We start from the raw sequence: 22581 nt of genomic DNA, 5'->3' as shown, positions 1-22581 counted from the left end.
CCCTTAAATTAACAATAATACAATAGAGACATAAAAATTAACCACATATCAGTTTTACCATGAGATACTGACCACGGCATTTTACTTCCAACCCAATGCTGGCAAGAAGAAATTTATTATCCAGAAGATAAATCGGGCTAATAACCATTAGCCCGATAACCCAATAAATAGTTATCAGCTTTCTAATGCCTTGGTAATTTTTTCAAACAGATCACCAGACAGATTTTCCAATGCTTTCAACTGTTCCAACGCACTACGCATCATGTTTTGACGTTTTTCATCATAACGTTTCAGGCGAATCAGCGGTTCAATCAAACGAGAAGCAACCTGTGGGTTACGGCTGTTAAGATCAGTCAAAATTTCTACCAGAAATTGATAACCACTGCCATCTTCAGCATGGAATGCAACTGGATTATTAACAAATGTTCCAATCAGAGCACGCACCCGGTTTGGGTTACTGATACTAAATGAACGATGATTCAGAAGATTACGCACATTAGCCAGCACATCTGCCGCCGGGCTACTTGCCTGTAAGCTAAACCATTTATCCATCACCAGACCATCCTGATGCCATCGATCATCAAATTCCGCCATAAGTTGATCACAGCAAGGCAACTCTGCCAGCACCGCACCAGATAATGCCGCCAGTGCATCAGTCATATTGTCAGATTGATGATATTGATTTGATACCACTTTATCGGCCTGCTCTTGATGACCAAAAGCCAGATAATATAGACAAATATTACGCAGAGAGCGCTGAGCAATATCCTGATGAGCGACACGGTATGCACCGATATTGATAGCGTTATAAACCACCGCAAACTCATCAGCCATTTCCTGAGCCAAAGTACGAGTGATTGCATCCAGAACTTCATGAATCGCTTTAGGATCGATAATCGCAAACAGCTCCGCCATCTCACTTTCTGATGGTAAAGTCAGAATATGAGCCGCCAGAGCCGGATCAATTTCTTCATCCAATAATACCGCTCGGAAAGCATCCACCACATGCATTGGCAATTCGATCGGCTGCTTCTGCTGATAACGGATAACGTTCAATTTGATATAGTTTGCCATCAGCGACTGAGCCGCATCCCAACGTGAAAACGCATTGCGAGCGTGTTTCATCAGGAATGCCAATTGCTGATCACTGAATGTGTAATCCAGTTTCACCGGCGCTGAGAATTCCCGTAATAAAGAGGGAACCGGCAGTGACGACACATCATCAAATACAAACGTCTGCTCTGCATTGGTCACATTCAATACATGGTGAACCGGTTGACCATCATAACGTAGCGGAATAACATGACCTTTACTGTCATATAACTCAATATCCAGAGGAATATGCAGAGGCAGTTTCTCTTTTTGATCAGCGGCAGGTGGTGTCATCTGACTGACATGCAACTTATATTGCTGCTTTTCTGCATCATATTCGTCGCGAACTGTCAGTACGGGAGTACCAGACTGGCTATACCAACGACGGAAAAGTGACAAATCCACATTTGACGCATCTTCCATTGCCTGAACAAAATCATCACATGTTGCAGCACTGCCATCATGGCGATGAATATAAAGCTGCATCCCTGCCTGGAATTGCTCTTCACCTAGCAAGGTATGAATCATACGAATAACTTCCGCGCCCTTCTCATACACAGTCAGGGTATAGAAATTATTCATCTCAATCACTTTATCCGGGCGAATTGGATGGGCCATTGGGCTGGCGTCTTCCGCAAACTGCGCCGAACGCATAACACGCACATTATTAATACGATTAACAGAACGAGAGCCAAGATCAGAGCTAAATTCCTGATCACGGAATACCGTCAACCCCTCTTTTAAACTCAATTGGAACCAATCGCGGCAAGTAATACGATTCCCGGTCCAGTTATGGAAATATTCGTGGCCGATCACAGCTTCTATATTAAGGTAATCTCTATCAGTCGCAGTTTCAGACTTCGCCAGCACATATTTGGAGTTAAAGACATTCAGCCCTTTATTCTCCATAGCGCCCATATTAAAGAAATCCACCGCGACAATCATATAAATATCGAGGTCATACTCAAGGCCAAAACGGGTTTCATCCCACTTCATAGAATTTTTCAGGGAAGTCATCGCCCAATCAGCTCGATCGAGATTGCCACGATCAACAAACAGCTCCAATGCAACTTCACGGCCGCTACGCGTCGTAAAAATATCGCGCAACACATCAAAATCACCCGCGACCAAAGCAAACAGATAACATGGTTTCGGGAATGGATCTTGCCATTTCACCCAATGACGCCCATCATCGGTTTCTCCCTGCTCAACCCGATTACCGTTTGAAAGCAGATACGGATACTTAGCTTTATCGGCTGTGATACGCGTGGTAAAACGAGCCAATACATCAGGGCGATCGAGATAGTAAGTGATGTGGCGGAACCCTTCTGCTTCACACTGGGTACAAAGCGCATCACCAGAAACATACAGACCTTCCAGCGCCGTATTTTTCGATGGATGGATCTCATTAACAATTTTCAAAGTAAACTGAGCCGGCAACTGCTCAATGACCAGCGTCCCCTCCTGTTCACGATAATGCGCCCACGGTTGACCGTTCACATGAAGACTTTTCAGCGTTAAGTCTTCACCATCCAACACTAATGGCGTTATTTCGTGACTCAGACGTTTTATTTGGCTGATTGCGGTAATTTCCGTGTTATCGGCATCAAGATTAAAATCGAGTTCAATATCAGAAATCGTATAGTCGGGAGCGCGATAATCCCGGCGGTACTTAGCTTGTCGCTGTTGTGTCATAAGAAACCTTTTTGTTTCATACCTGATGGAATTAATTCAATACCAAGCCTTACGCTGCCATAGAAAGAGGTTGAATTTCAAGAGTGAATAACGCACCTTCTGATGTTAAACATTCATTAAGAACGAGTATGATGTTGTGTAAGGAATATGTTTATTCTTTGGTGCTTGTCATCACCTAATGATCAAATAACATGATAACATTTGACCAAAGGCCCTGTTTAGCTTCGATATTTTGGTGAACTATATGATGTTATGTGACTTCAATAACAAAATAATCTCGGTATACTCTTCCCACTTTATCGATTTAGCTAATACGAATACGCTCCGTGAGGATGCATAACGCGCTATGACACTAGACGCTACCCCAATTATAAAATCACTGCTTGATACTGACGCTTATAAACTTCATATGCAACAAGCAGTGTATCACCGCTACAGCCACATGCCTGTTGTTGCAGAGTTTCGCTGCCGCGGCGATGAATTGCTAGGTGAATATGCCACAGAATTACGCTATCAAGTTAATACGATGGCTGATTTGGCATTAACCGATGCTGAATTTAATTACCTTTCCAGTCTGCCTTTTTTCAAGGCTGATTATCTGGATTGGTTAAAAACTTTTCGTTTTAACCCACAACAAGTCAATATTTCTGTTACAGAGGGTGGCCAATTAGCTATCCGTATTTCAGGATTATGGCATGAAGTCATTATGTGGGAAGTTCCACTACTGGCGCTAATTAGTGAATTAGTTCATCGCTATCACTCACCAGATAATGCAGTGGAAAACGCAGTTAATCAGCTACGCAAGTTGATCAAACTGTTCTATCAAAATGCTGAAAATGAAGGAATCGATCTCTCCAGTTTCAAACTGATGGATTTCGGTACACGTCGGCGCTTCTCACACTGTGTTCAACACGCTATCGTCAGTGAGCTGCAACAGCATTTCCCTTACCTAATTGGCACTAGCAATTATCAACTTGCACAACAGCTTGGGCTCCCTCCGGTTGGCACACAGGCGCATGAGTGGTTTCAAGCTCATCAGCAAATCAGCCCGGATCTGGCTAACAGCCAACGAGAAGCATTACAAAGTTGGCTGAAAGAATATCCTAACCAGTTAGGTATTGCCTTGACCGACTGTATTACAATGGACGCTTTCCTGCGGGACTTTGATGCCCAGTTTGCCAAAAGTTATCAAGGTTTACGTCATGATTCGGGTGATCCCGTTCAATGGGGCGAAAAAGCAATCGCCCACTATCAAAAACTGGATATCGACCCAATGACAAAAACGCTGGTCTTCTCTGACAGCTTGGATTTCCAAAAAGCGCTAGCGCTCTATCGTCATTTCCACAACAGAATAAACCTGATTTTCGGTATCGGTACGCAACTCACCTGTAATATTCCAGGGGTTAAGCCACTGAATATCGTCATAAAACTTGTTGAATGTAATGGCAAACCAGTCGCAAAGCTTTCAGATAGCCCTGGCAAAACCATTTGTGAAGATAACGAGTTTGTTAACAGGCTACGCGCAGCTTTTGATATACCTCAGGTTAAACAAGCTTGTTAACCCAAGTTTCATGCCAAAATACCACTGTGCTGCTGGCAGATAACGCAGCAGCACATCTGAAAAGCGCCTTTCCCCTCTATTTCACCATTTAAATTGATGATTTCCTCTTGTTTCCTGAAACAGGGCAAGTAACATAGAACAAGTTGCCCCTTGTGGGGATATTCAATTTCACAAACCTGAACTGATATATAAAGAAGAGAGAAATCTATGAGCGTAGCGCCTGTAGTCGACGTACTGCAAGGCCGGGTTGCGGTTGATAGTGAAGTCACCGTTCGCGGCTGGATACGTACAAGGAGAGATTCTAAAGCTGGCATCTCTTTCCTCGCCGTCTATGACGGTTCCTGCTTTAATCCATTACAGGCCGTCGTTAATAATAATTTGCCTAATTATCAGGATGAAATTCTGCATTTAACTACCGGCTGTTCTGTCGAAGTAACAGGGACAGTCGTTGCTTCCCCAGGCCAAGGGCAGAATTTTGAACTACAAGCGACCCAAGTCGTGGTGATCGGAATGGTTGAAGATCCTGATACCTACCCAATGGCCGCGAAACGCCACAGTATTGAATACCTGCGTGATGTCGCTCACCTGCGCCCACGCACCAACCTGATTGGCGCCGTTACTCGTATGCGCCATACTCTTGCTCAAGCATTACACCGTTTCTTCCATGAAAATGGTTACTTCTGGGTTTCCACCCCGTTGATTACGGCTGCTGATACAGAAGGCGCCGGCGAAATGTTCCGCGTCTCTACGCTGGATCTGCAAAATCTGCCGTTAACTGACAAAGGTGAAGTGGATTTCAACCAAGATTTTTTTGGCCGCGAAGCTTTTCTGACCGTATCCGGGCAATTGAACGGTGAAGCATATGCTTGTGCATTAAGCAAAGTTTACACATTTGGTCCGACCTTCCGTGCTGAAAACTCTAATACCAGCCGCCATCTGGCGGAATTCTGGATGCTTGAACCGGAAATCGCCTTCGCCAACCTCAACGATGCCGCTTCACTGGCTGAAAATATGCTGAAATATGTTTTCAAAGCCGCATTGGCAGAGCGCGCTGATGATCTACAATTCTTCGCTGAACGCGTAGATAAAGATGTCATCACCCGCCTGGAAAAGTTTGTCAATTCTGACTTTGCTCAGATTGATTACACCGATGCCATTGAAATTCTGCAAAACTGCGGCCAGAAATTTGAAAACCCAGTCTTCTGGGGAGTTGACCTCTCTTCAGAACACGAACGTTATCTGGCAGAGAAACATTTCCAAGCTCCGGTTGTCGTGAAAAACTATCCAAAAGATATTAAAGCTTTCTATATGCGAATGAACGACGACGGTAAGACTGTCGCGGCAATGGATGTACTTGCACCGGGCATTGGTGAAATTATCGGCGGCTCACAACGTGAAGAGCGTCTGGATATGCTGGATAAACGTATGGAAGAGATGGGGCTTAATAAAGAAGATTACTGGTGGTACCGTGATCTGCGTCGTTATGGCACCGTACCTCACTCAGGGTTCGGACTGGGCTTTGAACGCTTGGTTGCTTACGTGACTGGTGTGCCAAATGTACGTGATGTCATCCCATTCCCGCGTACGCCAAGAAGCGCAAACTTCTAATGATTGCGTAAAACAAACATAAGAAATTATTATGTATAAAGCCAGCAAAAGCTGGCTTTTTTTATTCTTCAAATTCAAGATACGATCAAAAATCCTATTTCATTTACATTTTGCAATATATTATTTTCACTTTATTACAAAAATCGTCAATTTGTATCAATTAAATGATAGATAAAGTCCACGGCTAATGAAAAACTGTGCCCCGACTCAGACATCACGGTATTTTCATAAATAATTTCAACGAGTTTCTTAAAGGAATTATTTCTGTCAGTAACAGATGTCCGAATAACACCAATGACGGTAATTAACGATAGTAATTAAATGAAGGTAACAATAATGAAAGGTAGTATCTTTTCCGTGGTCATCCCAGCACTGTTGACTGCTGGTGTAGCAAATGCCGCTGAAATTTATAATAAAAATGGTAATAAACTGGATATCTATGGCAAAGTTGATGCGCGTCATCAATTCTCTAAAATTACCCAAAGCTCAGATAAATCCCCTATCTATAGTGAAGATGGTGATGCAAGCTACATTCGTTTGGGCTTCAGAGGTGAAACTCAAATCAATGACCAACTAACGGGTTATGGCCGTTGGGAATACAATATTCAGGCTAACAAAGCTGAGGAAAACAATTCCGAAGGCAATCAAACCCGTCTGGGCTTCGCTGGTCTGAAATTGGCTAAATACGGTTCCCTAGACTACGGTCGTAATTATGGTGTTCTCTATGACGTCAATGCCTGGACTGACGTACTGCCAGTATTCGGCGCTGATTCCATGTCGCAGGCTGACACCTACATGACTAATCGTGCTACCGGTGTCTTGACTTATCGCAATACAGATTTCTTTGGTCTGGTTGATGGTTTGAACTTCGCCCTGCAATACCAAGGTAAGAACGACGAAGACAGCAACAACCGCCGCAATTCGATCCGTAAGCGCAGTGGTGAACGCAGTAAGCCCAATGGTGGTAGTAATGGTGACGGCTTCGGCCTCTCTGTTACCTACGATATCGGCAATGGTATCAGCGTAGGGGGAGCCTACTCCAATGCTGACCGCCCTATTACACATGAAAGGCTCGTTACTTCTGTCGCTCGCGGTGAAAGAGCTAAGGCATGGAACGTTGGCGCCAAATATGATGCAAACAACGTATATCTGGCCGCCATGTATGGTGAAACTCACAATATGACCTCTTTCGGCTACCAAGATTTCGTCTCCGCAAAAACCCGTAATATTGAATTAACGGCCCAATATCAGTTTGATTCTGGCCTGCGTCCATCTCTGGCATATGTTCAATCCAAAGGAACAACTTCTTTCACTCATCAGGACTGGGTAAAATATATCTCTATTGGTTCTTATTATAACTTTAACAAAAATTTATCCACTTATGTGGATTATAAAATCAACTTAGTACATGACAACTTCTACACCAAACATCTCGATGTCAACACAAATAACGCGGTAGGTGTAGGTTTGGTATATCAATTCTAGCCGTCTGATATAAATTAGACAGGTTAATAGGAGAGCCAATTAACATGTTATGGTGCTCACTTAAAGTGAGCACTACTTTTTTCAAGAATAATCATTATCAGGTATCTGTTAAAAAATGGTATATAACACATCGACAAGCATATCAGTAAGTTACATATAAGAGATATGACTGATGAAATAAACATCATATTTTACTCTTTTTATTAAGATAAACAGGTAATTTTCTTCCGCCACTGACTGCTCTCCATTTTTCTCTTTTTTAATAAACTGGACCGACCAGAGTTCAAAAAACAACCTCTCATTTACATTTTGAAACACTTTGTTTCACATTTTTACCAAATTTTCTTTTTTATCGCATTTTGTGAGTGGATAAAAATAACAACCAATGAAACACTTGACAGTGAAACAGACGACACTAAACTCTCACAAATAGTTCCGTAAATTTTTAAAGAATTATTTTTGGCAGTGGCAGGTGTCCGAATAACACCAATGAGGGTAATAATAAATGATGAAACGCAATGTTCTTGCAGTAGTAATCCCAGCTCTGTTAGCTGCTGGCGCAGCAAATGCAGCTGAAATTTATAACAAAGACGGCAACAAACTGGATCTGTATGGTAAAGTTGAAGTCCAGCACAAATTCGCTAACAACAAAAGCGGCGAAGATGGCGATAACTCCTTTGCTCGTCTGGGTATCAAAGGCGAAACTCAAGTTAATGACCAACTGACCGGTTTTGGCCGTTGGGAATACAATATCAAAGGTAACCGTGCAGAAGGTACTGACGAAGAAACTAAAACTCGTCTGGCTTTCGCTGGTTTGAAACTGTCAGACTACGGTTCAATGAACTATGGCCGTAACTATGGTGTGGTTTATGAAGTCAACGCTTGGACCGACGTGTTGCCAGTATTCGGTGGCGACTCAATGGCGCAGACTGATAACTTCATGACTGGCCGTTCTACTGGTCTGTTGACTTACCGTAATACCGATTTCTTCGGTTTAGTTGATGGCCTGAACTTTGCTCTGCAATATCAGGGTGAAAATAGCGAAAACACTGCTAATGGCCGTGTCAACCGTAAAGACAACGGTGATGGTTACGGTTTCGCTGCAACCTATGACGTAGGTTACGGTATCAGCGTCGGTGGTGCATACTCTAACTCTGCCCGTACTTCTGCGCAAAAGACTACTTTTAACGTTATTGAAGAAGAAGGTAAAAAAGACAAACCTACTGGCTCTACTGCCTTAGGTGATCGCGCTGAAGCATGGAACATTGGTGTTAAATACGATGCCAACAACATCTACCTGGCTGCCATGTACGGTGAAACCCGTAACATGACTCGTTTCGGTGGAAAAGTTGATGGTGTAAACTGGGAAAGCGTCGCTAACAAAACCCAGAACATCGAATTGACCGCCCAATACCAGTTCGACTTCGGTTTACGTCCATCTCTGGCATACGTTCAATCCAGAGGTAAAAACCTGTTTGGTGACATTGATCACGATGGGAAAGAATCCGACAATCGCGATCTGGTAAAATATATCTCTGTTGGTAGTTACTACTACTTCAACAAAAACTTGACTACCTATGTTGATTACAAAATCAACCTGTTGGATAGCAATGAATTCACCAAAGACGTTGGTATCAGCACTGACAACGTTGTTGGCGTAGGTATGATTTACCAATTCTAATTACCGTTGGTAAATAGATTTAGCTGAACAAGTTAAACATCATTAAGAGAAAGCAGCGCTTATGTGCTGCTTTTTTAGTCTTATGTTTTCCTTCTTTATTCTCACTCCGCAAACTGCCTCACAAGATTATCTTCTTTTTACGACAAATAGTTGGCAAACTGTTTTAGCGGCGTTAACCTGACTACCCTTTTGGGTTTAACTCTGAGCTTTGGAATTACAAACATGTTTGAGAAAATCACAGCAGCGCCTGCTGACCCTATTCTTGGCTTAGCCGATAGTTTCCGTTCTGATCCTCGTACAAATAAAATCAACCTTGGTATCGGTGTCTATAAAGATGAAACAGGAGAAACCCCTGTTCTGAGTAGTGTTAAACAAGCTGAACAATATTTACTGGAAAACGAAACAACAAAGAATTATCTGCCGATTAGCGGCTTAACCGAATTTGGCCGTGTAACTCAAGAATTACTGTTTGGCAAAGATCACCCAGTCGTCACAGATAAACGCGCCCGCACAGCACAAAGCCCTGGCGGTACAGGTGCTTTACGTATTGCTGCGGATTTCATTGCCAAACAGACTAATGCTAAACGGGTTTGGATCAGCAATCCAACCTGGCCAAACCATAAAAACGTTTTTTCCGCCGCAGGCTTGGAAGTCCGTGAATATAAATACTATGACGCTGAAAAACATGCGCTGAATTTCGAAGGCATGCTAACAAGCCTGTCTGAAGTTCAGGCAGGTGATGTTGTTTTGTTCCACGGTTGCTGCCACAATCCGACGGGCATCGATCCCACCCCGGCACAATGGACTAAGCTGGCAGAAATGTCTGCGGAGAAAGGCTGGTTGCCTCTTTTTGATTTCGCTTATCAAGGATTTGCCAAGGGCCTGAATGAAGATGCAGAGGGCCTACGCATTTTTGCGAAAAATCACAATGAACTGATTGTTGCCAGCTCTTACTCCAAAAACTTTGGCCTGTACAATGAACGTGTCGGCGCCTGTACCATTGTTGCTAGTGACAGCGATACAGCCGAAAGAGCGTTCAGTCAGGCTAAAGCGATTATTCGAGCGAACTATTCCAACCCACCTGCTCATGGTGCATCTGTTGTCACCACCATTTTGTCAAATGAAGATCTGAAAGCAGCTTGGGAACAGGAACTGACCACCATGCGCGAACGTATCCAGCGTATGCGTCAACTGTTTGTCAATACCTTGCAGGAAAAAGGGGCAAAACAGGATTTCAGCTTTATTAGTAGCCAAAATGGTATGTTCTCATTCAGTGGTCTGACAAAAGAACAAGTAGAACGTCTGCGTGAGGAATTTGGCATATACGCTGTCAGTTCCGGTCGTATTAACGTCGCTGGTTTGACGTTGGAAAACATGGTTCCACTATGTGAAGCCATTGTTGCAGTACTCTAAATTAACATTTGCCTTACTATATTTACCTTACTCTGAAAAAGTCGCTGAATTTCAGCGGCTTTTATCATTCAGAAGATTCGACACTCGACACAATTGCGATATTAATCTCATTGAGTACATCAAAATGAAAATAGAACGGGTTGATCATCACCAACCTGGTACTTCATCCTGTAAAAATGGATTAGTCTGGCGCTCATAACCTAACGTCGACATTGGCCCGTGCCCTGGAATAAATTCATAATCATCACCAAGTGGCAGAAGTTTATCTTTAATTGAGTTAATTAACTGCTGGTGATTACCGCGTGGGAAGTCACTACGCCCAACTCCCCCTTTAAACAGAACATCTCCCATATAAATCAGTTTATCCGCATGATTTACAAACACAACATGCCCTGGCGTATGCCCTGGACAGTGCAACACAGATAAATCAACGCCCCCTACTCGTAGTTCATCACCTTCATTTAACCAGCGATCAGGTTCAAATGATGGGCATTCTTCAATGCCAAACATCCGACTCTGAGCTTGCAAGCCTTCAATCCAGAAAGCATCTTCCTGCTGCGGTCCGTAGACCGGCACATTAAAATGTTTAGCGACTGCCGCTGTTGCACCAACATGGTCAAAGTGACCATGAGTCAACAAAATCTGGGTCAATTTCAAACCACGGCGTTCTATCTCGGCGATCAGCTTCTCTGCTTCTCCCCCCGGATCAACAATTGCCGCCTCCTTACTCTCTTCATTCCAAATAAGGGTACAATTCTGCATAAAAGCAGTAACAGGAATAATTTGGTATTTCATTATTTCATTTACTCCATAGTCAAAACAAAATAGTTACTCACCAGATTACCATGTCCTGACAGGACCTGTATCAATATGAACGAAATTACTGTGTGGATAGTATCCTACTCCTCCCGCTTTCATTTTCAGAGCAGCCTTACAGATACGACTAAGCTCAATACCTTCAATATGAAAATCCATCGCCCGCCCGCGAGTATGGTAACTCTGTCTAGCCACGCCTTTACTTTGCTTGCGCAACTGATTGTTGGTTACTAGTGAACGGTAACCAGAAATAAGTTGTACAGGTTTATTAATCCCCATCATCATTTGCAGCAAATAAATCTGATCAAATAATTTAGGATCGATAGTCTTAACTCTATTTTGACGATAATCTCGAAACAGATGATCCAAGCGGGCCAGCTCTTCTTTGTTGTAACGATAGCCGTCAAAAAATTCGGCTTTAATCGTTTCACCCGTATGTAAGTTGTCAAAACGTAAAATCCGTGGGCGTGGAGTTGCCAGAGTCGCAAAAGCATGCCCCGGCAAAAAACTCAAACCTAAAGCAGCAGCCCCCACACAAAGCCACTTACGGCGATTATGATCAATTATATCCATGAAGAAACATCTACTCAGATTATGGAAAAAATAAACCACCAGGCAACTGGTCACTGGTCACTGGTCTATGAGACAACTAATAACAAAAATTAGTTGCATTTAGTTTTGTAAAGGTAACAACTTTGACAAAAACTGGGAACCTTGTCTCACACTATTATCGTAATCATAAATATCAGTACGGTACTGAGGAATCCCCTGTTCATCTACCCAAGCAGTTAAATAATACAAATAAACAGGAATACGCTGTGGAATGTTAACATAAACGGTATTGCCCTGTTTCACGGTATTAGCCACCTTGTTTTGAGTCCACCCCACATCTCCCAATAACATATTCGCTAATTCTGAAGCCTTGTTAATTCGTACACAACCAGAGCTAATAGCTCGGATGTCTTTGTTAAACAGGTTATGGTTCGGCGTATCATGCAAATAGATAGCCTCCGAGTTTGGCATATTAAATTTATAGCGGCCTAATGAGTTAGTCGGCCCCGGAGCTTGCCATATTCGATAAGGAAAGTTAGCAGGCGTAATCACGTTCCAATCAATCGTGTAAGGGTCGATGACACTGGCATCAGCACGCCAATTTGAAAAGATAACGTATCCTCCCCGTTGAAAATATCCGGGATCATCAAGCCCTCGTGGCGCGATATCTTTTCTTGCCAGGCTAGTCGGCACACTCCAGGGAGGATTAATCACCACATTATTCAGCACACTACTCATAATGGGTGTTTTACGGCTTGGACGACCAACGATCACTTTCGAGTCCAACACTTCCTGATCATTAAGATAATAATGCAATGAATAATCTGGAATATTGACCATAATTCCTGTAGACACACGGCTTGGGATAATACGCAAACGCTGGATATTAAGCGCTATCAAACCCGCTCTAGTTTGAGGTGAAGTATTTAGCCAATCTCTTGTGCGTTTACCAATTACGCCATCCGGCGCCAACCCTTGCCAACGCTGGAAATTTTTTACCGCAGTCACCAATTCAGGATCGTAGATATGATCTGCTTGAGCTGTCAGTTCACTCAACATCCCAAGGCGAATAAGTATTTCTCTCAACACAGCGACATCAGAACTACTCTGTCCCGGTTTTAGCGCACTTTTATCAGAAAGCTGTGGCCACGGTTTACTATCAGCCAGTTGTTTCATCATCTCCTTGCGCATATTTTCATATTGAGGATGTTGTGGCGCCAATGCTGCAACATAAGCGGCCACATTGTGATCGATAATAGCTTGCTGCCACTGATCCACAACTTCTGATGAAGGTAATACAATTTTGTATGCTGTAATGCTTTTGTACGGTGTAGTGCTGTTATATAACATAGTGCGATAGAGCCAGCTTTGGCCCTGCTGACCGACATCTGAAACAAATTGTAAATAACCTAGCATAGCATCCGATAAAATGAGATCACGTCCCATCTGACTCAATTGAGCATCATTGAGTTCAGTCAGCCATTGACCAAATTGCGGCTGAAAGCCAGCCAATGCAAGTTCTGAAAGTTGTTGTTCAAAGCGTTGAACCGCGATTTTATCTTGCCACAAAGGTTGCATCTGATTGGAAGAGTACAAACTAACCAATTGGTCAAAGAAAACAGGCTTAACTTGCGCTGGTAACCAGCTTCGCACTATTTTACGACGCTCTGTTTCTGAAATTGCAGCAGTTTGAATTTGTACCTGTTCGGGTATGGTTGTCTCAGATATCTTTTCAACCTGCATTTTTGGCAGATTTTGCATATCACCTTCAATAATCCTACTCTGATGATTAGCTAAAGCATATCCAGCTACTATCGATGTGCTACAAATAACCGAAATACACAGTGGCTTTATCGCTCTTTTTACCATATCAACATACCCACCTTCAGAACATTCTCATGAGTTAATTTTAATTATGACAAATTCAGACTCTAATCAAAGAAAAACAACAAGTTATTTACATTGTAAACTATTTATCTGCAAAGGAAATATAATAAGCCATCGCCAGTCAACCCAGCATACAAGAGCAAAAAAGACGCCAAAGCGTCTCGTCTATAATTCAAGGTATGCAAATCGCTTTCTTAATTCAGCAGAGAGACCTACCTGATAACAGGCAGGCCCTCAATTCAACGCCATTCCTACAATAATTTCTGGTTTACTACATCTGATTTACTACATCTGTTTACTACAACAACGCGACTATCATGATGAAGAAGCGCTATCACATGAGGCTGTACCATATGCAGCGAGAAATGACTGAACAGCGATGGCAATTCGCTGAGATTTCTCCTCTGGAGTCGGTAAACCAATACCCAAAGTAGCCTTAAGCCTTGGCGTTCCAATGATGCCATCGATAAACACCTCTGCGGAGATTTTCGGGTCTACTATGTTCAATTTTCCCTCCTTCATCTTTCGTACCAGATATTCGACAAGAAAATCTACGATCTTTTTGACTCCCTTTTCATAATAGATCTTACCTAACTGCGGAAAACGTTGAGACTCCAACGTTACCACCCGGTAGTTTGCGATCATTGTCTCAGAGAGAATTGCCGTGAGAACTTCCTCTGCAAAAATGGTTAACGCTTTCCCAATATCTGGTTCGCGGTTCATCGTCTTGTCCAGACCGACTTCAACTTCTTCTATTCTTTGCCTGACGACAGCGACTAACAACTCTTCTTTAGAAGGGAATCGGCTATAATAGGTTCCCTTCGAAGCATTAGCACGTTTCGCCATCTCATTGATACTGGCACCATCAAAACCCCGTTCTGCAAATACCTGAGCAGCAATTTTTAACAGCTCGTTAACTCGTTCTCCTGAAATTCTAGAGTACGAACGGGTTCTTTTGTGATCTGTTTGGGCTTTAGGTGTACTTGTCATGTAAAAAAACCTAAATTTTTATTGGTACCGAACGGTACGGTATACTATTATTAAGACTATAGCAGTAACACGACTGATGGCTGTGATCCTAGCCAGCTATAGTCACCATGATTCTTTCAGAATCACATCGTACTACTTATGGAGAAAAAAGAAATGAACGTTGGAATAATCGGCTCAGGGATTGGTGGTGCATGCCTGGCACATGGCCTGCGTAAAAATGGAATAAAAGTGAAAGTTTATGAACGTGGCTCTGCTACGTTATCCATACTTCCCGGTTATGGCATTTACGTCGATACGTTCGGCCAGCAGGCTATGCAGGAATGCCTACCGGAAACTAACTGGTTAACCTTTAAAAAGATTTCAAAACCTGTCGGCGGACAGACAAGATTCTATGATGAACATCTACACCTTCTTCTCGAAGCCCAGAGAAATATTCATAGGGAGGATGGACAAATTATTACCGAAGATCGGATGTCAATCAGCAGATCCGAACTTATAGAAGTATTAAATGAGGGGCTGTCAGATACCGTTCAATGGAACAAAACGTTCGAGCGCTATGAACACATGCAAAACGGTAAAGTCAGGCTTTTTTTCACAGATAAAAGTCACGAAGATGTTGATGTTCTTATCGGCGCAGATGGAAGCAATTCAAGAGTACGCAAGCAGTACCTCCCCGCGATAAAAAGGCTTGATATTGGCGTCACACTCACCGTTGGACGCGTGCGCCTTACCCAAGCTCTTGCTGCCTCATTGCCTCCATATTTGCTGGATGGGTCGCCCAACAATATCGTGCCTAAAAGCTCTGGTGGATTGTTTGTCTCTCTATGGCGTGCTCCGATCAATACCCAAGTAAAGGCCACATCGACAGAAATTGGTGATTTTGTCATGTGGGCCTACGCAGCAGCAACGAATAGCTACCCGAATACGATTACCGATTTTCCCGCGGAATCTCTGTGTGATCTGATCTGTACCCGTATTGCTGGATGGGACCCAAATCTGCATACCCTAATTAAGCAGAGTGATATGGAAAACATCTCTGTGATTCCGTTACGCAGTATGGATCACCTCTTACCCTGGCGTTCCAGCGCTGTCACACTCCTTGGCGACGCTATTCACAACATGACGCCAATGGTAGGAATGGGGGCAAACACAGCGCTTCGAGACGCACTTTTGCTCACACAGACGCTGACTCAGGTAGCATCCGGTCATGAAGATTTAATCAAAGCGATTTCAGATTATGAACAACAAATGCGAACATATGCTAATGAGGCCGTTGAAATTTCGTTACGTACCGCGTTAAATGCAGCCGATCGTTCGATGATCAAGCGAATACTGTTTCGAACTGTACTTCGGGTTGCACAAACTTTACCGCCAATAAAGCGAGTGCTATTCCCGATAACAAAATCTGCGCAACACCAGGGAAAAATAAAATTAGGTACTACACACTCTTTGAGTAGTACGCAATAAGAGGCTTTCACTTTACCTCCAGATAACTTGAATAAACGATTAGCAAAGAATTTGCGGTAATATTGCGTCGGCTCAAGAATAGAGTTTGGTTTTGGTAAACCAGTGATAACTTCTTTTTGAAAAATAAAGACTTGATAAGGTAGAATCGATTATTTACTATCGTATCGGCCAGAATATCTTGTCTAAAAAATATAATAAAAATCCATGCCCGGATTATCTGGTAGGTTTTTGCCAAATTTACAATGGCTTAAATCTATATTGTCCGGGCTACAAAAAATTAAAGAAGCTATGTATTTTTAAATCTATTAATTTTTTCATTTATAATATCCAGATAATTCATTAGCAATTAATGAAAATAATAAAAAACAAATATAATCATATTAATCAACCATTTAGACAGGTAAAAAAGAATAGAAAACCTTATTCTCTTCATATCATTACATTTAATTATCCGAGAGTCTGTACATAATTCACAGTATTTTTACATTTAAAATTCAATTACCATTCTTAACCACAAACATCAATATTCAGCAGCATTTAATTATTTAACCTGTAATATCATTATTTTAAAAACAACAAACATTTAATTAATAGAAGAAAATAATAAATTATAGATAAATTTGTTATTATTATTTTTATATTCTCATCATCATTTTCAGAATTATTTGTAACATCGCACTTTAAATACGTGGTTTAAACTCACAATATCCATTACTTTGTAAGCACAAAACATTCATATTGTAACGATCATTCATAAACCCGGAAACTTCACAAATTTCTGACACCATTCTTCCCGGTTCCATTGCGATCTTTTCTATTACCACCACCAAATTCACACTTTTGGCAATCATCCAACCGATAGTCTCAGGCGTAAAACCCTGCGCCGCTTCATTTTCATAAATGTAATGCGCCAGTTTTTGTAACCCCTCTTCAGATGAATTGGCATGCATGGTTGCTACTCCTCCAGGATGGCCGGAATTCCAACTCTTGAGCAAAGTATAAGCTTCACCGCCGCGAATCTCCCCCACTACAATCCGGTCTGGACGCAAACGCATTGTCGTTCGCAGCAAGCGACGCATATCCACATCCTTACTAGTGCGTAACAGCGCCCGGTTAGCATTATTAAGCTGTAATTCCATCGTATCCTCAATCGCCACAATACGGTCACTCGGGCATTGCAGGTTAATCTCGTACAAAATAGTATTAGCCAGCGTCGTTTTCCCACTGCCGGTACCCCCAACGATTAGAATATTCTTGCGCATCATCACAGCTTCACGAATTGCCTCAATTGGGTGTTCAAAACTGCGTTTATAACTCGCTATTCCAGATGCCAACCACATGGCAGCAGCGCCTATCGGCTTAATAATGCCGCTTTTGCGGTAATCAGACAGCGATAATACCACCGGAGAGTGTTTACGAATGGCAATAGTCGGCGCATTTGCCAGCGGAGGCAAAACACCGGCAATCCGAGCGCTCCCCAATGGGAATTCACCTTCAATCAGACCTACATCAACGCCAACATCTGACTTTTGCAACGAAGCTGAAATCAGTAAAATCCGCTCTGCCGCATCCGCCGGAAAATGAGATTGCGCTTCATTCATGCCTTGGTTATGCAATTCAATCCACAGTTTTCCATCAGGATTAATGATGATTTCCACCACGTCTTTGTCATCAAGCGCTCGGAGGATAATCGGTCCGCAAGCTTCTTTCAGCTCATTCAACGCCTTCTCACGACATACGCCGCCTGTTCCTTGAATTTCACTGGTTCCAGTTTCAATATTCTGCCTGATTTTCATCGTTAATCTCGAATTAAACAGATGGCATAGATAACGACTGTTCAATGGCGTTTTCAATGCCCGATACCGCCGTCACCACCAGCATCAACATGCCGCCAATCATAAGAATTGAAGCCAACAGGAAGCCTCGCGTCACTATCTGAACCTTAACTATCGTTTCATCCAACCAGTGCCGTGCAAACTTCGCCATTGATTGATCAAAACCCTGCAATCGTGACAATAACCTCAGATAACTGATCGCCTCGTCATCCGGGAAACGGTAACCGGTATCGCGCAATGCCTCACCAAAACCAGCCCCCATTGAAATATGTTCGAGCGTAGCCGCGATACGCACATACAGCCAGCGGGAACCCGCCTGTTCCAGCAGCAATTCCAGCGCCGATTGCAACATCATCCCTGAACGAATCAGCAACGACACATTCAATATGAACATACTGCCATGAATGGTTCTGTACAGTGACCACGGCGGAAACCGGTCAAGCACTGTTCGCAGTCGCCCCCCCAGAAAAGATAGCGATAACAACAATAAAATGATCAATATCACCAGCAATATCAGCGAATAAAATCCATAATCGTTGACAAATGTTCCCATTAAATAAAGAGTATAAGCCGCACCATCCCAGGTTTCCGGCTTAGAAACAGCAGCCAGTTTGGGCACCAAACTCCCAGCCACAATATGCAGCAAGACACATATCATCCCGATGAGTATAAGTGGATAAATAGATGTGCCAATAACAGCACTGCGGATCTTGCTACCCGCTTCGATCATGGCGATCGCATCCATAAAAGCGCTACGTATGTCGCCGGAACGCTCACCCGCAGCAATCACCGCGACTTCATTGGGACCAATCCATCGCTGTAAACTCTCCGCCAAGGTACTGCCCTGACTGACAGATTCATAGCAACTACTTAACACCAACGCACAACCATTGTTGGGTTTATGGCCTTCGTTGCTGGCAATATTATACATTTCACGTAATGCATCAATCAGCATGATACGATTTTCCAGCATCATGATCAGATGCCCGTAAAAACGAATCCGCGCTTTATTACCAAACTGGATCTTCGCAAATCGATAGTTCAGTCTTTCAACAAAATCGGTCATGGACATAGCGTTTCACTCTATTTGATGGATCGCAGGAATAATCGGCCCCATCACACGTTCTGCGGCACGGGGATCGATTATCCCGTCATTTATTTTGCGAATAAGCGCGTCGATCTTGCTTAATCCCGCCATCTCCGAGATCCAATATCGAGTCGCTTCGTGATGATGACCCATTCGATAAGCTTGCATTAAGCCAGGGGAAGTGCGTATCACTTCAGCGACTACTGTTCGGCCCAAGGTGCCGCACTGTTTGCAATAGTCACAACCTTCCCCCTGTAGACAAACCGACTCCGGCTGACAATAAAGATTGAGTCGTTTCAACAGACGCTCGGAAACTTCTTGCTCATGCCCTCGCAGGGGAACTTTACAATGAGGACATAACACCTGAATCAGCGCTTGGCTGACTAAACCAATCACCAGACGCGAATCCATTAATAGCGACTCCATCACAGCCTCATCCTGCAAGCGGGGCAAGATCGCTAAAGCATCGTTTGCATGTATCGTGGTCCAAATAAGATGGCCGGTCATTGCGGCACGAAATGCCATCTTTGCCGTCACTGCGTCGCGTATCTCACCGACCATAATCACATCAGGATCGAGTCGCATTGCATCAGCAATTGCCATCGCCCATTCCTGTTCGACAATAATGCTATCACCTCGATCTCCGGTTATAGGAGATTGATTAGCGCCTTCAATTTCATATTCGGGTGGATCTTCAAGCGTAAGCAGATGGATGCCGGCTTGCTCGGTTATCATCTTCTGCATCACAACTTTCAAAGTGGTGCTCTTTCCGCTACCAGTCGCACCAGACAAGAGAACCACACCAGCCCGATGCTCCATAAGTTCTTCCAGTATCTGACACTGTTCCGGCAAATAACCGAGATCACTTAAAGTGCACACCGTACCGGGGCTGTCCGCATACAACAATCGCAGCACCATCAACATGCCGCGATCAAGCGGGCGGGTATTAATACGCGCCCCGGAAAGTCCGCACTCGGCCAGAAACTCATCTTTCATTCGCGCACGCTGCGCCTGCATCGGTTTAAACGTCGGCTCTGCCACATCACACATACTTTGATAGATAGTCGCGCATAATCGCAATCCTTCTTCTGGCCGCAGTTGGCCTATTGAGCGCAAATAACCATCGATACGGCAACGAATTTCACAATAATTACGGCGAGCAACGATATGCAAATCTGACGCCCGTTCCTCAGTCGCTTCGCCGATTAAGCGAATGATATAACGCTGAACATCCGATTCACTCCCTCCCAGTCCATGACTCTCGCTCTTACTGAGACGGTACAATTCCAATATGCTCCCCATGCCACAAGTGACAGTCTGATAGATAAGGCCATGTCTTTTAACCGTCTCTTCATAGGCCAGCACATGGGGATCAAGCCGGTGGGAAGCAGATACGGCAAGTACGCATTGCCCCTTCTGCTGAGGTAACTCAACAAGACATATCAAACTGCGGTTAGCTAACTCTATTTCAAGTACGCCGCTCAAGGCAGATAAAACTTTTGCACCCTGCCTGACCATACACAACAGATCGGAGCATGTTATTTCCATAAATATCGCCACCCATCAGTAACTAACGGCTTAACGGCAGCGGCGGCGCAACCATCAAGTCAAGGCTATCCAGCAATGATGCATCATTAGTAGCCGTAAGACCTACCTCATAGAATCTCCCCTGTTTGGAGAAAGTCACTCCCCCGGTATCAATGCGGACCACTTTATAACCATTCGGCAACTGTTCACCTGCTTTCACATCCATGATGCCGCCTGAACGAAGCCGGAGCGTAGCGGTCAGAGCCCCATTGCGCCCGAAGATTGACTTAACCAGAGGCAGGCCATTATTAACGGCATCTCTTTTATTCACCATTCTGGAAATTTTATCGAATTCAGCCTGAGCATTTGCCCTTGCGGTTTCAGCTTTAAGTAACATCAAATCCGTCTGTAACTTTTCCAGTTGCGCAGCAACGCTGTCAGTGGTTATCGCTGGCAATGCAGGCTTCTGTGCAACATGGCGCTTCGTCTGAACTGCCGGTAACTCAGTAAATGATGTTTGCGCATATGTCAGGGAAAATACCGACACCACAAATAGACTGATTATAAGCTGGCTAATTTTTTGCATAGAAAACTCCACTCAGCTTCCACTCAGGAAAACCATCAGATAACACAATTCTGGCGCTGGTCACTCTCAATCCGGGGAGCGGCTTACCTGAAAACAGTGCATCTGGCGCTAATTGAGAAGTCAGTGTCCAGTTATAAGTCTGCCAATCAGGATTGGCCCACTCGCGTGTTTCGCCTTCTGGCAAAGGGGGCGGAGGCGGCGGCAAAATGGAGGCTCCCTCAGTCAACGTTGGCGGCGGCAAACCTAGCGCCTGAAAATAAGACATCAGCTCAACCAGCGCCTGATCTGACGACTGCAACACATCGTCGTTGTTTTCCTGATCATGACTCTGCGACTGCTCAAACGGTATCAATACCTGTGCCTGCTCCCCACCATTGGAAATCACCGGGCCAGCCCGGAAAATATTGATAGCAGCAACCTGGAAAACATTGATCGGCATCCCATCATGGCGCTGATAACTCACAGAAACCGCATTAGCATCCAACATAATGACTTCAATCTGCCAACCCACGAGCGATAAGGGAACCTTGGCTAAAGCTTTATTCCATGCAGAAAACTGAGACGCCATTGTCGGTTGCGCAAGCCACGGATGCGGCGGTGGAACTTCCACCACCTCATTGGATAAATCCGGTACCCTTATTTCTGTATTCTGCTTATAGATGTGCCACATCCACCAACCGCCAACTAACAAGAACGCAGTACCTGCGGTCATGGCAAAGACCTTAATTTGGCGCTTCGACATTTCGCCGGTTAAACTCTCAAGCTGACCAACAGACTTTCTCAACGCGGACTGCGGCAACAGTTGCGCCAATGGCACCTCCAACCACGGCGATTCAAACTCCTTCGGCGCATAAATCGCATTCCACACCCCATTGGCGCCCTCTACCAACTGCACCGTATCACGCAATTTCGCTTCGATCTCTTCACGAGTGCCGATCAAATCACGTCCAGCCATTATCGCGCCCTGATGTACCGCTACCAATGCATAATGTCCATCAGGCAAATGAAACGCACCTATCCAGTTAGGTTTATCCACCGCTTTAGCAAGAACGGCCGCCAATGAATAACAACCCGGCACTCCTGACTCCTTTGGTACATACCCGACCTGTATACTTCGTCCAACACGATGCCGGACAGCCAAGGTAAACCCTGCGGCAATCCCATTTCTGCGTATGTGAGAACGTGTTAACACAGTGACAGGCGGTCGCCAGATAATGCCTGCGACCAACGTCTTACCATATAGTTTGATTTGCATAGCGCGCTCCGCGCCCGTTTCAGTCTGGGTCATTTTTCAATCTA

Annotated in this window: 16 protein-coding genes; 6 read left to right on the top strand and 10 right to left on the bottom strand. The window is 43.9% G+C overall.

Annotated features, from left to right (window positions below; genetic code table 11):
* Positions 1 to 174: 174 nt before the first annotated feature.
* Entirely contained in the window at positions 175 to 2787 is a 2613-nt protein-coding gene (gene pepN / locus EAE93_RS01075) for an aminopeptidase N (protein ID WP_214038901.1), read from the bottom strand.
* A gap of 346 nt (positions 2788 to 3133) precedes the next feature.
* On the opposite strand from pepN, the gene pncB reads away from it, so the two are divergent.
* From pncB to EAE93_RS01050, 5 genes are all read left to right on the top strand, one after another.
* Positions 3134 to 4348, top strand: coding sequence for a nicotinate phosphoribosyltransferase (gene pncB / locus EAE93_RS01070; protein WP_214038900.1), 1215 nt, complete (start codon positions 3134 to 3136; stop codon positions 4346 to 4348).
* A gap of 207 nt (positions 4349 to 4555) precedes the next feature.
* Complete coding sequence (gene asnS / locus EAE93_RS01065) at positions 4556 to 5956, top strand: asparagine--tRNA ligase (RefSeq protein ID WP_214038899.1); 1401 nt, start codon at positions 4556 to 4558, stop codon at positions 5954 to 5956.
* Between the two features lie 336 nt (positions 5957 to 6292).
* Positions 6293 to 7441, top strand: a complete 1149-nt coding sequence (locus EAE93_RS01060) for a porin (protein WP_214038898.1) — start codon at positions 6293 to 6295, stop codon at positions 7439 to 7441.
* Positions 7442 to 7946: 505 nt separating this feature from the next.
* Positions 7947 to 9122 (top strand): porin OmpC, encoded by a 1176-nt coding sequence (ompC, locus tag EAE93_RS01055; protein WP_269468815.1) that lies wholly within the window; start codon positions 7947 to 7949, stop codon positions 9120 to 9122.
* A 222-nt stretch (positions 9123 to 9344) separates the two neighbouring features.
* Complete coding sequence (locus EAE93_RS01050) at positions 9345 to 10535, top strand: amino acid aminotransferase (protein WP_214038897.1); 1191 nt, start codon at positions 9345 to 9347, stop codon at positions 10533 to 10535.
* Between the two features lie 147 nt (positions 10536 to 10682).
* Here EAE93_RS01050 and EAE93_RS01045 read toward each other — a convergent pair whose 3' ends face one another.
* The 4 genes from EAE93_RS01045 to EAE93_RS01030 form a co-directional block, all read right to left on the bottom strand.
* The gene (locus EAE93_RS01045; RefSeq protein WP_036807099.1) at positions 10683 to 11330 is read right to left on the bottom strand and encodes an MBL fold metallo-hydrolase; all 648 of its coding nucleotides are present in this window, start codon (positions 11328 to 11330) and stop codon (positions 10683 to 10685) included.
* A gap of 45 nt (positions 11331 to 11375) precedes the next feature.
* Positions 11376 to 11924: a YcbK family protein gene (locus tag EAE93_RS01040; protein WP_036778900.1), complete on the bottom strand. Its 549-nt coding sequence runs from the start codon at positions 11922 to 11924 to the stop codon at positions 11376 to 11378.
* Positions 11925 to 12023: 99 nt separating this feature from the next.
* Positions 12024 to 13772: a L,D-transpeptidase gene (ldtD, locus tag EAE93_RS01035; protein WP_214038896.1), complete on the bottom strand. Its 1749-nt coding sequence runs from the start codon at positions 13770 to 13772 to the stop codon at positions 12024 to 12026.
* Positions 13773 to 14105: 333 nt separating this feature from the next.
* Positions 14106 to 14780, bottom strand: coding sequence for a TetR/AcrR family transcriptional regulator (locus EAE93_RS01030; RefSeq protein ID WP_040152841.1), 675 nt, complete (start codon positions 14778 to 14780; stop codon positions 14106 to 14108).
* A 153-nt stretch (positions 14781 to 14933) separates the two neighbouring features.
* Between EAE93_RS01030 and EAE93_RS01025 the strand changes: the two genes are divergently transcribed.
* Positions 14934 to 16247 (top strand): FAD-dependent oxidoreductase, encoded by a 1314-nt coding sequence (locus EAE93_RS01025; RefSeq protein WP_214038895.1) that lies wholly within the window; start codon positions 14934 to 14936, stop codon positions 16245 to 16247.
* A gap of 680 nt (positions 16248 to 16927) precedes the next feature.
* Here EAE93_RS01025 and EAE93_RS01020 read toward each other — a convergent pair.
* From EAE93_RS01020 to pilO2, 5 genes are read right to left on the bottom strand one after another with little or no spacing between them, the layout of a single operon-like run.
* Positions 16928 to 18043 carry an ATPase, T2SS/T4P/T4SS family gene (locus tag EAE93_RS01020; protein WP_214038894.1) on the bottom strand — a complete coding sequence of 372 codons (1116 nt, stop codon included), beginning with the start codon at positions 18041 to 18043 and terminating at the stop codon, positions 16928 to 16930.
* 13 nt (positions 18044 to 18056) lie between these two features.
* Positions 18057 to 19154, bottom strand: coding sequence for a type II secretion system F family protein (locus EAE93_RS01015; RefSeq protein WP_036778911.1), 1098 nt, complete (start codon positions 19152 to 19154; stop codon positions 18057 to 18059).
* A gap of 6 nt (positions 19155 to 19160) precedes the next feature.
* On the bottom strand, positions 19161 to 20717 hold the full coding sequence (locus tag EAE93_RS01010; RefSeq protein ID WP_040152839.1) for a GspE/PulE family protein: 1557 nt from the start codon (positions 20715 to 20717) through the stop codon (positions 19161 to 19163).
* A 22-nt stretch (positions 20718 to 20739) separates the two neighbouring features.
* Positions 20740 to 21282: a type IV pilus biogenesis protein PilP gene (gene pilP / locus EAE93_RS01005; protein WP_214038893.1), complete on the bottom strand. Its 543-nt coding sequence runs from the start codon at positions 21280 to 21282 to the stop codon at positions 20740 to 20742.
* Positions 21269 to 22537 carry a type 4b pilus protein PilO2 gene (gene pilO2 / locus EAE93_RS01000; protein ID WP_250150834.1) on the bottom strand — a complete coding sequence of 423 codons (1269 nt, stop codon included), beginning with the start codon at positions 22535 to 22537 and terminating at the stop codon, positions 21269 to 21271. Before pilO2 ends, pilP begins: the two co-directional genes overlap by 14 nt.
* Positions 22538 to 22581 lie beyond the last annotated feature (44 nt).

It is taken from the genome of Photorhabdus akhurstii (assembly GCF_018448925.1).
Classification (GTDB): Bacteria; Pseudomonadota; Gammaproteobacteria; order Enterobacterales; family Enterobacteriaceae; genus Photorhabdus; species Photorhabdus akhurstii.
The sequence above is the reverse complement of the archived record's forward strand: the minus strand, read 5'-3'. Positions and strand labels throughout refer to the sequence as shown.